13 protein-coding genes are annotated in these 12,379 nt (G+C 48.3%); 10 read left to right on the top strand and 3 right to left on the bottom strand.

Features of this window, described 5'->3' with window-relative positions; all coding sequences use genetic code 11:
* Positions 1 to 5: 5 nt before the first annotated feature.
* On the bottom strand, positions 6 to 1,217 hold the full coding sequence (locus tag B5X72_RS02095; protein ID WP_079715159.1) for an alanine dehydrogenase: 1,212 nt from the start codon (positions 1,215 to 1,217) through the stop codon (positions 6 to 8).
* A gap of 224 nt (positions 1,218 to 1,441) precedes the next feature.
* Between B5X72_RS02095 and B5X72_RS02090 the strand changes: the two genes are divergently transcribed.
* From B5X72_RS02090 to B5X72_RS02075, 4 genes are all read left to right on the top strand, one after another.
* Positions 1,442 to 3,367, top strand: a complete 1,926-nt coding sequence (locus B5X72_RS02090; protein ID WP_079715157.1) for a polysaccharide biosynthesis protein — start codon at positions 1,442 to 1,444, stop codon at positions 3,365 to 3,367.
* A 72-nt stretch (positions 3,368 to 3,439) separates the two neighbouring features.
* Positions 3,440 to 4,117 carry a tetratricopeptide repeat protein gene (locus tag B5X72_RS02085; RefSeq protein WP_079715156.1) on the top strand — a complete coding sequence of 226 codons (678 nt, stop codon included), beginning with the start codon at positions 3,440 to 3,442 and terminating at the stop codon, positions 4,115 to 4,117.
* Between the two features lie 76 nt (positions 4,118 to 4,193).
* Positions 4,194 to 4,685: a 6,7-dimethyl-8-ribityllumazine synthase gene (gene ribH, locus B5X72_RS02080; RefSeq protein WP_079715154.1), complete on the top strand. Its 492-nt coding sequence runs from the start codon at positions 4,194 to 4,196 to the stop codon at positions 4,683 to 4,685.
* Between the two features lie 242 nt (positions 4,686 to 4,927).
* On the top strand, positions 4,928 to 5,704 hold the full coding sequence (locus B5X72_RS02075; RefSeq protein ID WP_139378483.1) for a hypothetical protein: 777 nt from the start codon (positions 4,928 to 4,930) through the stop codon (positions 5,702 to 5,704).
* Here B5X72_RS02075 and B5X72_RS02070 read toward each other — a convergent pair.
* A complete protein-coding gene (locus tag B5X72_RS02070; protein ID WP_079715151.1) occupies positions 5,701 to 6,108 on the bottom strand; it encodes an RNA-binding S4 domain-containing protein in 408 nt (135 codons plus the stop codon). The two genes, B5X72_RS02075 and B5X72_RS02070, sit on opposite strands and share 4 nt — an antisense overlap.
* Before the next feature lie 150 nt (positions 6,109 to 6,258).
* Between B5X72_RS02070 and B5X72_RS02065 the strand changes: the two genes are divergently transcribed.
* From B5X72_RS02065 to folP, 4 genes are all read left to right on the top strand, one after another.
* Complete coding sequence (locus B5X72_RS02065; RefSeq protein ID WP_079715150.1) at positions 6,259 to 7,077, top strand: 2,3,4,5-tetrahydropyridine-2,6-dicarboxylate N-succinyltransferase; 819 nt, start codon at positions 6,259 to 6,261, stop codon at positions 7,075 to 7,077.
* A gap of 22 nt (positions 7,078 to 7,099) precedes the next feature.
* Complete coding sequence (locus B5X72_RS02060; RefSeq protein ID WP_079715148.1) at positions 7,100 to 7,681, top strand: L-threonylcarbamoyladenylate synthase; 582 nt, start codon at positions 7,100 to 7,102, stop codon at positions 7,679 to 7,681.
* Positions 7,682 to 7,753: 72 nt separating this feature from the next.
* Entirely contained in the window at positions 7,754 to 8,236 is a 483-nt protein-coding gene (locus tag B5X72_RS02055; protein WP_233632562.1) for a DUF4920 domain-containing protein, read from the top strand.
* Position 8,237: 1 nt separating this feature from the next.
* Entirely contained in the window at positions 8,238 to 9,044 is an 807-nt protein-coding gene (gene folP / locus B5X72_RS02050; protein ID WP_079715145.1) for a dihydropteroate synthase, read from the top strand.
* 3 nt (positions 9,045 to 9,047) lie between these two features.
* Here the strand turns inward: folP and metG are convergent, their stop codons facing one another.
* A complete protein-coding gene (gene metG, locus B5X72_RS02045; protein WP_233632561.1) occupies positions 9,048 to 11,123 on the bottom strand; it encodes a methionine--tRNA ligase in 2,076 nt (691 codons plus the stop codon).
* Positions 11,124 to 11,246: 123 nt separating this feature from the next.
* Here metG and B5X72_RS02040 point away from each other — a divergent pair, with 123 nt between their 5' ends.
* Entirely contained in the window at positions 11,247 to 11,654 is a 408-nt protein-coding gene (locus B5X72_RS02040) for a DoxX family protein (protein ID WP_079715143.1), read from the top strand.
* A gap of 7 nt (positions 11,655 to 11,661) precedes the next feature.
* Entirely contained in the window at positions 11,662 to 12,330 is a 669-nt protein-coding gene (locus B5X72_RS02035) for a class I SAM-dependent methyltransferase (protein ID WP_079715142.1), read from the top strand.
* The last annotated feature ends 49 nt before the right edge of the window (positions 12,331 to 12,379 follow it).

The raw sequence follows: 12,379 nt of genomic DNA, 5'->3' as shown, positions 1-12,379 counted from the left end.
TATCATCAATGGTTAGAAAGCACCAGTAAATCCAAATCCTTTGGGGTAAGATTGAATTTATTGGCAATATCTTTATTGGTCAGGTAACCTTGGTAAAGGTAGATAGCATTGCGAATACCCGGTTTTGCCCAAATCAAGTTCATGATGCCCCCCATTTCGCCGATATCCAGCAGAATCGGAGTAAAAATATTGGTCAGCGCATACGTAGCCGTGCGCGCCACCCGCGAAGCAATATTAGGCACACAATAATGGATAACATCGTATTTGCGGAATGTCGGCTGTTCGTGATTGGTGATTTCCGACGTTTCGAAGCATCCCCCTTGGTCAATGCTGACATCTATCAACACCGAATTCGGTTTCATCTTTGAAACGGTCTCTTCACTGATAATACAGGGGCTACGTCCGTTTGTAGCGCGGATGGCGCCAATGACAACATCACATCCGATGACGGCTTTCCGCAGCACAATGGGTTGGATAACCGACGTAAACACCCGGCTGCCGACATTATTCTGCAAACGCCGCAAACGATACACCGAACTATCAAACACCTTCACTTGTGCACCCAGCGCTATTGCCGTTCGCGCCGCAAATTCGCCTACAGTACCCGCACCGAGAATAACCATTTCCGTAGGGGGAACGCCTGTAACACCTCCCAGCATTAACCCTTTGCCGTCAAACACATTACTCAGGTATTCGGCAGCAATGAGTACCGATGTGGCGCCAACAATTTCGCTCATGGCACGCACTACGGTGAGGGTATTGCCTTCGTCGCGCAAATATTCATAAGATAGCGCAGTCACCTTCTTTTTCATCAGCGCCTGAAGATGCTCAAGGGTCATCAATGAAGGCTGCTGGGATGAGAGCAAGACCTGGCCACTCCGCATCAAGCCGATCTCCTCCAAGGTAGGCGGGGCAATTTTGATGATGATGTCGGCTTTATAGACTTCTTCCTTATTATGCACGATATGTGCGCCCTGTTCGCTATAATGGTGGTCCAGAAAATTGGCCGCGTCACCTGCGCCGCTTTCCAAGACCACCTCATGGCCATTTTCAATCAGTAGTGCCACAGAAAGTGGAGTCAGCGGCACACGGTTTTCCTGGAAACTGATTTCCTTGGGAATTCCTATATACAGGTTATTCTTCTTTTTACCTGTTTCGAGCATCGCCTCCTGCGGCTGCAATAGTGCCTGACGGGCCAGTTTCGATAGCTCACTCATGATCGCTCACTTTATCCACAAATTTTTGGGTTCAACATGCGAAAATAATCAAAGTTTTAATAAAATCGGTCAAAATATAAAGTAAGGGAATACATCCGGCCTGCACCCCCCTTTTATAAAACAGAATTAAAATGCCTTAAAACTTGTTTGGTATAATAAAATGAGTATATTTGATGCGCACTTAGGGTACTATAGCATCAATTTGCCGCCTTTAATCGCTTTGGATGTTTGATAGATTTAACATCGTTCCCCGTTGGATCATTTTCACGCTCGATTTGTGTTGTAGTGCATTTGCATTGTTTTTTGCTTACCTGCTGCTCAACAGTTTCAGCTACGAAACCATCAATTCCACCGATTTTAGCCGCAAACTCCTGGTCGTATTGGGCGTCAGCACGCTTGTATTTTATAAGCTAAGGATGTATGCTGGCATCGTACGTTATACCAGTGCGTTAGACTCCGTCCGAATTTTGTCCTCCGTTGCCCTGTGCATAGCCACACTGTTCCTGCTCAATACCACCCTTGTTGCTTTAAACCATGCGCCGCTATTGTCCAACAGTCTGCTGATTGCTTATGGTTTGATGAATTTCCTGTTATTGATCATGTATCGTTCCACGGTCAAGCTGTTTTTCTTGTCTATCAAAAACATGAAAGTCAACCGTAAGCATACGGTTATCTATGGCGCAGGCGACGTCGGCATCGCCGCTAAACGCACGCTGGACCATGATCACAGTGCCAACAGTGTGGTTATTGGATTCATTGACGATAATATACAAAAGGTAGGAAAAATTATCGACGGGGTACGGATTTATCATACCGATTATTTTGAACAGCTTATTATACAGGGCAAAGTAGATGAGCTGATCATCTCGTCCCACAACATTCCGGTGGCCAAAAAAACGGCCATTGTCGACCGGTGCTTAGCGCACAACATCAAGGTGTTGACGATGCCGCCGGTGCACCGTCTGATAAATGGTGAAGTAGCGCCCAATCAAATCCAAAAAATGCGAATCGAGGATTTACTGGAACGCGAGCCCATTAAAATAGACAATCAGTCCATCAGCAAGCAAATCCGTGGCAAACGGATACTGGTGACCGGCGCGGCCGGATCGATCGGCAGCGAAATCGCCCGGCAATTGGGAAAATATTCGCCGCAGATGATTATTCTGAATGACCAAGCCGAGACACCGTTGCATGAGCTGCAACTGGAGCTGGAAGACTTACAAAAAAATCAAGTATACCATGCATTTATCGGCGATATTCGGGATACCGACCGCATGGAATCCCTGTTTCGGACGTTCAAACCCCACTATGTATATCACGCGGCGGCCTATAAACATGTGCCCATGATGGAAAACCATCCTGTGGAGGCCGTACGCACCAACATCATGGGCACACGGCTTCTCGCGCGACTGGCTGTGGCCTATGGGGTTGAAAAGTTCGTTATGATTTCGACGGATAAAGCCGTCAACCCGACGAACGTTATGGGAGCGTCGAAACGAATTGCCGAAATTTATGTACAAACCTACTACAACCATTTAGCTGGGCAAGCGCTGTTTAGTAGTGATGGCACGTCATATACGCGTTTCATTACCACGCGGTTTGGCAACGTTTTGGGTTCCAACGGATCGGTAATACCACGTTTTAAAGCTCAAATTGAGAAAGGAGGCCCCGTAACGGTCACCCACCCTGAAATTACCCGGTATTTTATGACCATACCCGAAGCCTGCCAATTGGTGTTGGAGGCCGGATCGATGGGAGACGGTGGCGAAATCTATGTCTTCGACATGGGCAATTCGGTGAAGATTGTCGAACTTGCGAACAAGATGATTAAATTATCCGGGCTTATCCCCAACAAGGACATCAACATCGAATATTCCGGCCTGAGGCCAGGAGAGAAATTGTACGAAGAACTACTCAATGATTTGGAAAATACCCTGCCTACACACCACCATAAAATCATGATCGCCAAGGTAAGAACCTATGACTTTGAATGGGTGGAAAAGAATATAGACGACCTCATCCGAATCACTAAAACCCAAAACGAACGGGAAATAGTCTTGAAAATGAAAGAATTGGTACCCGAATTCAAAAGCAACAACTCCATTTATGAGGAGTTGGACGAAAAGCGGAGACGAGGCATTGACATTTAAGAAGGTGTTGCAAAAAAACCTTGGATATAAATTGTAAAAGTGTATTTTTGCAATCCGAATTTAAAAACAGAAATGTCAAGTAATCAAAAACATAAAACGGTGGAGACAGCTCCCACAAAGAAAACCGGAAGCTTCATTCTTGAAAACCAAAAGAGCTTGGTATTCATTATCGGCGGGATTGTCGTGTTAGTATTGCTTTATATCGGCTATCAGCGTTTTTACTTGGCCCCACGTGCCGAAACCGCAGCTGATCAACTTTTCAAAGCAGAAGGCTACGCCACTATCGATTCACTGCAGCAACGAGCTATCGACGGCGATGGTTCCTACCCCGGCTTTAAGGAGATTGCCGACGAATACGAGAATACGAAGTCGGCTAATATCGCAAACGCGTACCTCGGTGGGCTGTACCTACGCCAAGGCAACTATCAAGAAGCCATCAGTGCCTTGGAAAAATACAGCAATACGGGGAGCACGATATTGGATCCGTTGGTTATCGGCATGCTTGGAGATGCGTATAGTGAGCTCAAGGATTACAAGAAAGCAGCGTCTTACTACAAAAAAGCAGCTGAAAAAAATTCAAACCTATTTACTTCACCGCTGCTGCTTAAAAAACTCGGACTGGTGTACGAGGCACAAAATGACTTCAAACAAGCGGTTGATGCATATAAGCGAATCCAGTCAGATTATCCCGAAAGCCAAGAGGCTACGGCCGTGGAAGGTTATATCGCACGTGCTGAAGCACAGTTATAAGTTGGTCACAAAAAATTTAACGCAAACGCGCTAACGTACAAAGCTGCCAAAAAAGCAGCTTTTATTTTGACTATATATGGCAAGTCATCATAAGAGTTTATCAGATTTCTCCCATATGGAGATCACCTCAGCCACGACTTACCGATTTGGCATTGTAGTGTCGCAATGGAATTCAGCAATTACCGGGCCTTTGTTGGATGGCGCATACGACGCCTTAAAAAAGCATGGAGCAAAGGAAGAGAACATAACCATCGTACAGGTACCGGGCAGTTATGAGCTGACCAGTGGCGCCGACATCATGCTTCGGGACAGCGGAATAGACGCCGTGATATGTTTAGGCTGTGTCATACAAGGCGAGACCAAGCATTTTGACTACATCTGCAGCGCTGTTGCTCACGGCATTACCCACGTCGCGTTGAAACACAATAAACCCGTGATTTTCGGCGTTTTAACTACTGATAACCTTCAACAGGCGTTGGACAGGGCCGGGGGGAGACATGGTAACAAGGGGGAAGAGGCGGCGGTGACGGCCATTCAGATGGCAGCATTGAGCGCTCGCATCAAATAAGTTGTATATTCGCAGACAAAAGAAGTCGACATGAAAAGGACACTCATCATCGGTATCATGTTCATTATCTGTGTTTCGTTTGTGATGCAGTCCTGCTCAAGACAGACCTGCCCAGCTTACAACACTTATCCAAAAACAAAGCGGGTTCGATAATTGTTATTATTATTTTAACAATCATTCATATCGTATTGCGATCATTCATGTTTTCACGTTTTCAAGGCAGCTAAAGCATTTTAGCTGGATTGAAGAATAGAATTATAGCGATGATGCACCATATTATTCAATTCAAACTAGGCCTATTCGTTGCTTTATTGAGCTACGCGGCGGTCGTAAAAGGGCAGGTTGCCACGACCAATACTGAGGTCGCCGATAAGCTATGGGAAGCAATTGGCGGAAAAGAAAACTGGCAAAATGCGCGGTATTTTATGTTCAGTTGTATCGGCGGCGAAAATCGTGCATTTATCCAAGACGAGCGCAAATATTTGTGGGATAAACAAACCGGAAACTGCCGCTTTGAAGGGATTACAACAGATGACGAAAGTCTCATCGTGCTTTTCAATGTTAAGACAACGGAAGGCACCGTATACCTCAGCGGAGCAAAGTTGGATAACCCACGTACCGAAGCAGACATCGTCAAAGAGATCGCCGCCGAATTTGAAAACGATGCCCGCCTCCTATTCCTGCCTACCGCCTTGGAAGGCGACCAGGCCTCCTACACCGTAGCTGAGGAAAAACTGGTCGGCACACAACGGTTTACTGTTGTGAACATCAAAAACCGTAAAACGAGCTTTGAAGCGGCCGTCGATGGTCAGCTGTACATTGACTCCCAGACCGGTCAGGCCCAGCGGTGGCGCCCAAACCAAGTGCCCTATCACTTCGTCATTAGCGGATTTAAAGATATCGGGGGCGGATTGGTTTTGCCGACCCGCTTCATCGGTAGTGACACAACAGCCAGCGTTACCTACCCGCTTGCCGCGGCATTGGTCAATATAGAAGGCCAGAAATTCAGCGAGCCCTAATCGTCTCCTTCATCCCACCAATCGCTTTTCAACCCATCAATCTCACGTCGTTCTTTTTTGGTGGGCCGGCCGGTCCCCCTGTCCCTTTTGAGCAAAGGTGCATGATGCACGGATTTATACCCATAGGTATCCTCCACGGGCGTATGATCTTCATAAAAGTTAACGGCCGTCTTAGCATCCACCCGTTTATCCAATAGCCCTGTCACTTTTATCACTTTCCGCTCGATACCTTTTTGGATATGATAGCTATCGCCAATCTTCACGATATTGGAGGGTTTTACATTCTGTCCATTGAGCTTCACCCGGCCAGCCTTGCACGCTTCGGTTGCAAGACTCCGCGTCTTGAATATCCGGATAGCCCATAAATATTTGTCTATACGTAGTTTTTCGCGCTCATCAGCCATAAGGCAAACTTAGCGAAAAAACACGGCATTCGCCAATAAGCCAATGATGCTGGCCAAGCCTGTATATTGCGCAAACAGCAAAAGCACAGATCGAGCAGGCAGAAGTCGAAAGAATTTGTTTTCTTTGCGGCTATAAAGCTTTATTACAACATGATTAAAGAATTGCAGAAACTTATTGAGGACGCCTGGGAGAACAGGCAGTTTTTGGAATATAAGGAATACCAAGAAGCCATCGAAACGGTCATTCAAGGGTTAGACCGTGGGGAATTGCGCGTCGCTGAACCCATTGGTTCGCGCTGGCATGTCAATGACTGGATAAAAAAAGCCGTTATTCTGTATTTCCCTATCCGCCAGATGGAAGTCGTTGAAACCGGGCCTTTCGTTTTTCACGACAAGATGAAGCTTAAAACCAACTATAAGGAATTGGGTGTCCGGGTAGTACCCCATGGGATTGCCCGTTATGGCGCTTACCTTGCCAAAGGTGTAATCATGATGCCATCATATGTCAATATCGGCGCTTATGTAGGTGAAGGCACAATGGTCGATACATGGGCTACGGTAGGCTCGTGTGCCCAGATCGGCAAACATGTGCACCTTAGCGGCGGTGTGGGCATCGGCGGCGTGCTGGAGCCTGTACAGGCCGCACCGGTTATTATCGAAGACAACGTTTTCGTCGGATCTCGCGCGATAGTTGTAGAGGGCGTACATGTAGAAACCGAAGCAGTACTTGGCGCTAACGTCGTATTGACTGCATCGACAAAAATCATTGACGTCAGCGGAGAGGAGCCCATCGAATATAAAGGCAGGGTCCCCGCCCGTTCGGTGGTCATACCGGGCGCGTATACCAAAAAATTCCAAGCAGGTGAATACCAGGTGCCCTGTGCATTGATTATTGGCAAGCGCAAGGATTCGACCGACAAGAAAACATCGCTCAATGACGCGTTGCGCGAGCACGACGTCGCCGTATAACTCCAACGCTAATCACAATACCATGCCGAATCAGGTGCATCCATCAGACATCAATAAAGCCCTCGACACGCTACGTGCCGGCGGGCTTATTCTTTATCCTACGGACACGATATGGGGCATAGGCTGTGACGCCACTATTCCCGAAGCGGTGGATCGGGTTTACCAGTTAAAAGGCCGGGATAAAGGTAAGAGCCTGATTGTCTTGCTCGACCATGAAAACCGTTTGCCAAGCTATGTACAGGAAGTACCGGAAGTTGCATACCAACTCATCGAATATGCAGAACGGCCGCTGACAATTGTCTACTCCGGCGCCAAAAACTTAGCCGGCAATCTGCTTGCTGAAGACGGTAGTATCGGCATACGGATCGTACAGCAGCATCCGTTCTGTACACCATTGCTCCAACGCTTCCGTAAACCCATTGTGTCGACGTCTGCCAACCTGAGCGGACAAGCCGCACCCTCGAATTTCGAACGCATTCCTCAGGAAATCCGTGACGGGGTGGATTATATTGTTGCCTATGGCCAGGATGACCCGCGCGAGGGAATGGCCTCCATTGTCATGAAACTTGAGCCGGGGGGTAAATTTTCATTTATTCGAAAGTAGTCTTTCCCATGCCGCATATGTTTCTAACACCAACTTTAATGCTTACTTTTGAATCAGCTAAAAAGCAGTAGCATGATGAAAAGACTGACAGCAGCATTTGCAGCCATGATATGCTTGGTTGCGCTATCAAGAGCCCAAGAGGAAATCCCATCTGCTCAACCCGGAGTTCAGTATGGAAAAGCCATCAACAAGGATGGAGCCATAGACATGCAGGCATTGGCCGCAAAGCTGGCCGCTGACTCCGTCTACACAGGAAAAGTGGAAGGCAAGGTTGTGGAGGTTTGCAAAAAGAAAGGCTGCTTCATTCGCATCGAGCGTGAAGGAGCAGGCGACCCCATTCTGGTACGATTTAAGGACTACGGATTTTTCATGCCGCAGGACATCGTCGGCAAGACCGTTGTACTTGACGGGCAGGCCAAAGTGAAGGAAGTATCCGTGGCACAGCAACAACACTTCGCCGAAGATGCCGGTAAAAACGCGACGGAAATTGCCCAAATCACCCAACCCAAGGTGGATATCAATATCATTGCTGACGGGGTAGTGGTGGTACGATAAGATGAATGCTAAGGGCAGGCTAATTGACCTTTCATCGCCCAAAGTAATGGGTATCCTGAATGTGACGCCTGATTCGTTTTACGATGGCGGGCAGCACGATACAGCAGATGCTGCCCTTCGGCATGCGGAGCAGTTATTAAAGGAGGGCGCTGACATATTGGACATCGGCGCCTATTCGTCCCGCCCCGGCGCAGCTGATGTGAGCGCTGACGAGGAGACGGCGCGCTTGGTACCTGTGATTGCGGCCATTGGCAATAGGTTCCCCAACGCCATACTATCAATAGACACGTTCCGCGCGAGCGTGGCCCGGGCCAGTATCGCTGCCGGAGCACATATCATCAACGATATTTCCGGGGGAACATTGGATGGAGGCATGTTTGCCGCTGTTGCCGAGTTGCAGGTGCCATATATCCTCATGCACATGCGCGGCACGCCAACTACCATGCAACGACTGACTGATTATACAGATGTCGTGCAGGAGGTAAGTTTATTTTTTGGCCGTCAAGTGAGGATGCTGCGCCATATGGGTGTAAAGGACATCGTGTTGGATCCCGGCTTTGGCTTCGCCAAGACGTTGGAACAAAACTACGAGCTGCTCCGGCGGCTCGACGAACTGCATGTACATGGGTTACCCATCCTTGGCGCGATATCACGTAAATCAATGATTTACAGAAAGCTTAATGTCACGGCCGCAGAAGCCTTGAACGGCACCACCGTACTCAACACCCTGCTCCTGACGAAGGGCGTACAATTGCTTCGCGTGCATGATGTCAAAGCCGCCAAGGAAGCCATAGCGTTGCTCCGATAGCGACTAGCGGATTACGCTGCCAGGCTGCACTTCCGTTTGCGGTGTCACGAAATCCAGACGCCCGTCCTTGTCTTCTGCCATCAGAATCATGCCCTGCGAGACAATACCTTTAATCTCCCGGGGCTCCAGGTTCACCAAAATGGCCACCTGCCTACCCACAATTTCTTCCGGAACGAAGTATTCGGCGATACCAGATACTACGGTACGCCGGTCTAGCCCCGTGTCAATGGTCAGCTTCAGCAATTTTTTGGTTTTGGGCACCTTTTCCGCATCAAGAATTTTGCCCGCGCGGATATCCATCCTGACGAACTCTTCGAAGCTGACGTTACCTTTTGCTTCCGGAACCGCCTTGGCAACCTGCATATTGGTTTCCTTGGCTTTCGACAACTTGGCCAGCTGCACGTCTACCTGTTCGTCGGTGATTTTTTCAAACAGCAACTGGGCTTCCCCCAACTGATGGCCGGTAGGCAACAAATCATAGCGTCCCGCCTGTTGCCAATCAACGGTGTCAAGATTAAGCATGCCAAACATCCGCTGCGCTGTATGCGGCAAAAAGGGTTGCGCCATGATGGCCAAGTTTGCGGCTATCTGTAAGCTTACATTCAGTACAGATTTTACTCGCTCCTCGTCCGTCTTAATGAGTTTCCACGGCTCCGAATCCGCCAGGTACTTATTGCCGAGGCGGGCGACATTCATAAACTGAGCCAAGGCCTCGCGGAATCGGTATTGGGTAAGCGATCCGGCAATATGTTTAGGGTAACGCTCAAGCTCCGAAAAAATAAACCGATCCGTGTCCGTCAGCCGGTTGGCCTCCATGACCTTACCCCCAAAATACTTATGAGAAAGTACGAGCACGCGGTTGACAAAGTTTCCAAATATAGCCACCAGCTCATTATTCACACGCGCCTGAAAGTCCTTCCAGGTAAATTCGCTGTCGGAGGTCTCGGGCAATATGGACGTCAACACATATCGTAGCTCGTCCTGCTTACCCGGAAACTCATCCAGGTATTCGTGTAACCACACCGCGTGGTTACGCGATGTGGAAAGTTTGTCCCCTTCGAGGTTGAGAAATTCGTTGGCCGGCACATTTTCGGGCAAAATATATTCGCCATGAGCATGGAGAATACTAGGGAACGTAATACAGTGGAATACGATATTGTCTTTGCCGATAAAATGAATCAAGCAAGCGTCATCTGCAGGGTCATTTTGTTTTTTCCAGTATTTCTCCCAATCATTGTCTGTATCCAATGCCCATTGTTTCGTCGCAGAGATATACCCAATCGGAGCATCCAACCAAACGTACAACTTTTTTCCCTTGGCCTCTTCCAACGGTACATCCACCCCCCAGTCCAGATCGCGCGTCATGGAGCGGGGTTGCAAACCGGATTTCAGCCATGATCGGCACTGACCATACACATTAGGCTTCAACACGTCCTTCTTGCCTTCCAGCAGCCATTCTTCCAACCATGGTTGATATTTGTCCAATGGAAGATACCAATGCTTAGTCTCACGAAGCACCGGCGGTTTGCCGCTAAGCGTCGAAACCGGATTTATCAAATCGATGGGATTAAGCGATGTGCCGCATTTTTCGCATTGGTCGCCATAAGCTCCGTCGCTTTTACAGTTGGGGCAAGTACCCGTTATATAACGGTCGGCCAGAAACTGATGGTACACTTCGTCATAATACTGCTCGGTCACCTGTTCGATGAATTCGCCCTTTTCATACAGATTCAAGAAAAATTCCTGCGAAAGTTCGTGGTGTATTTTCTCCGATGTACGGTGGTATATGTCAAACGATATACCGAACTGCTCAAAACTTTGCTTAATTTGGGCATGGTACTTATCAATAATCGCTTGGGGGGTTGTTCCCTCCTTCTTCGCCTTGATGGTAATGGCAGCACCGTGTTCATCCGAGCCGCAGACATAGACTACATCCTTATTGTTGAGGCGCAGAAAGCGCACGTAAATATCCGCTGGGATATATGCGCCGGCCAGGTGTCCGATATGCAAGGGTCCGTTGGCATAAGGCAATGCCGAAGTGATGGTATAACGTTTGAAAGGTAAAGCTATATTACTCAATGTATTCCAGTTATGTTAGTGGGTTTTAGCTTCATTTTTACACAAAAATGAGTGCCATAGTTTGCAACTGTCGCAAAGATAAGTCAATTTGCGCGGAAATACATCATTCATTCATTAATCAAAATGGCAGCATTATCTTGGTTAAACAAGTACAAAAACACTGGGTTATTACTGATGCGCATCGGGCTCGGCGTGATGTTTATCATGCACGGATATCCCAAGTTACTCGGTGGGCCCGCGCGCTGGGAAGGCCTAGGCCGGGCTATGAGCGAGGTAGGGATTACATTTCTACCGGTAGTATGGGGCTTATCCGCAGCGATCGCCGAGACGGTTGGCGGTTTATTTTTCATAATCGGTTTCTTTTTCCGTCCCACGGCGCTCACCTTGGCCTTTACCATGTTCATCGCTTCCCTACGCCATTTGGGTGCGGGAGACGGTTTGATGGGCGCATCCCATGCCATTGAGATTGGCATGGTATTTTTGGCTCTTGCCTTTATCGGGCCGGGCCGGTACAGTGTAGATAAAAAATAATTTTCACATGGACGAACCAATCGACTTCAGCGCAGTAGCCGCGCAACTGGCCAGGCCGGAAGGCGAAGCAGGCATCAAAGCCGCCGAGCAGATGAACACCAGCAATGCCGAGATGACGAAGCACACCATTGACTTACTGGCCTTAAAAGGCCGTGAAATCGTATTGGAAATTGGCCCCGGTAATGGCCGGTTTGCCGAATATGTCCTATCGAAAGGACCCGGCATCCAGTACACCGGCGTAGACATTTCGGCCACCATGGTACAAACAGCACGTCAAATAAACGGACACCTCATTGACGCAGGCCAAGCGGATTTTATACAAGTGGACGGCCAGCACCTGCCATTTCCTGAAAGCACATTCACTCATGTGTTTACCGTCAATACCCTTTACTTTTGGGAAAACCCCGCGGTGCAATTGGCGGAAACCAAACGGATACTGACGCCCGGAGGAACGTTTTGCCTCGCCATTGCGAGTAAAGCGTTCATGAAACAACTTCCCTTCACGGCTTACGGCTTTACGCTGTATACTCCTGAAACGGCGCAGCAGCTCCTTTTGGCGAACGGATTTGCCCTCGTCGACACAACTGTGAGAGCGCATAAAACTGTAAGTGCCAGCAAACAAGAGGTCATGCGCGAAGAGATCTTCATCCGCTGCCAAAGACCTGCCCATACTTAATTACATTATTATGGCATTTGAATCAAAAAATATCTTTTACCTTTGCCTA

It is taken from the genome of Parapedobacter luteus (assembly GCF_900168055.1).
Lineage (GTDB): Bacteria > Bacteroidota > Bacteroidia > Sphingobacteriales > Sphingobacteriaceae > Parapedobacter > Parapedobacter luteus.
The sequence above is the reverse complement of the archived record's forward strand: the minus strand, read 5'-3'. Positions and strand labels throughout refer to the sequence as shown.

Coding starts and splice junctions, on each gene's coding strand:
- B5X72_RS02095 (WP_079715159.1), bottom strand. CDS start 1,217: ATGAGTGAGCTATCGAAACTGGCCCGTCAGGCACTATTGCAGCCGCAG.
- B5X72_RS02090 (WP_079715157.1), top strand. CDS start 1,442: ATGTTTGATAGATTTAACATCGTTCCCCGTTGGATCATTTTCACGCTC.
- B5X72_RS02085 (WP_079715156.1), top strand. CDS start 3,440: ATGTCAAGTAATCAAAAACATAAAACGGTGGAGACAGCTCCCACAAAG.
- ribH (WP_079715154.1), top strand. CDS start 4,194: ATGGCAAGTCATCATAAGAGTTTATCAGATTTCTCCCATATGGAGATC.
- B5X72_RS02070 (WP_079715151.1), bottom strand. CDS start 6,108: ATGGCTGATGAGCGCGAAAAACTACGTATAGACAAATATTTATGGGCT.
- B5X72_RS02065 (WP_079715150.1), top strand. CDS start 6,259: ATGATTAAAGAATTGCAGAAACTTATTGAGGACGCCTGGGAGAACAGG.
- B5X72_RS02060 (WP_079715148.1), top strand. CDS start 7,100: ATGCCGAATCAGGTGCATCCATCAGACATCAATAAAGCCCTCGACACG.
- B5X72_RS02055 (WP_233632562.1), top strand. CDS start 7,754: ATGATGAAAAGACTGACAGCAGCATTTGCAGCCATGATATGCTTGGTT.
- folP (WP_079715145.1), top strand. CDS start 8,238: ATGAATGCTAAGGGCAGGCTAATTGACCTTTCATCGCCCAAAGTAATG.
- B5X72_RS02040 (WP_079715143.1), top strand. CDS start 11,247: ATGGCAGCATTATCTTGGTTAAACAAGTACAAAAACACTGGGTTATTA.
- B5X72_RS02035 (WP_079715142.1), top strand. CDS start 11,662: ATGGACGAACCAATCGACTTCAGCGCAGTAGCCGCGCAACTGGCCAGG.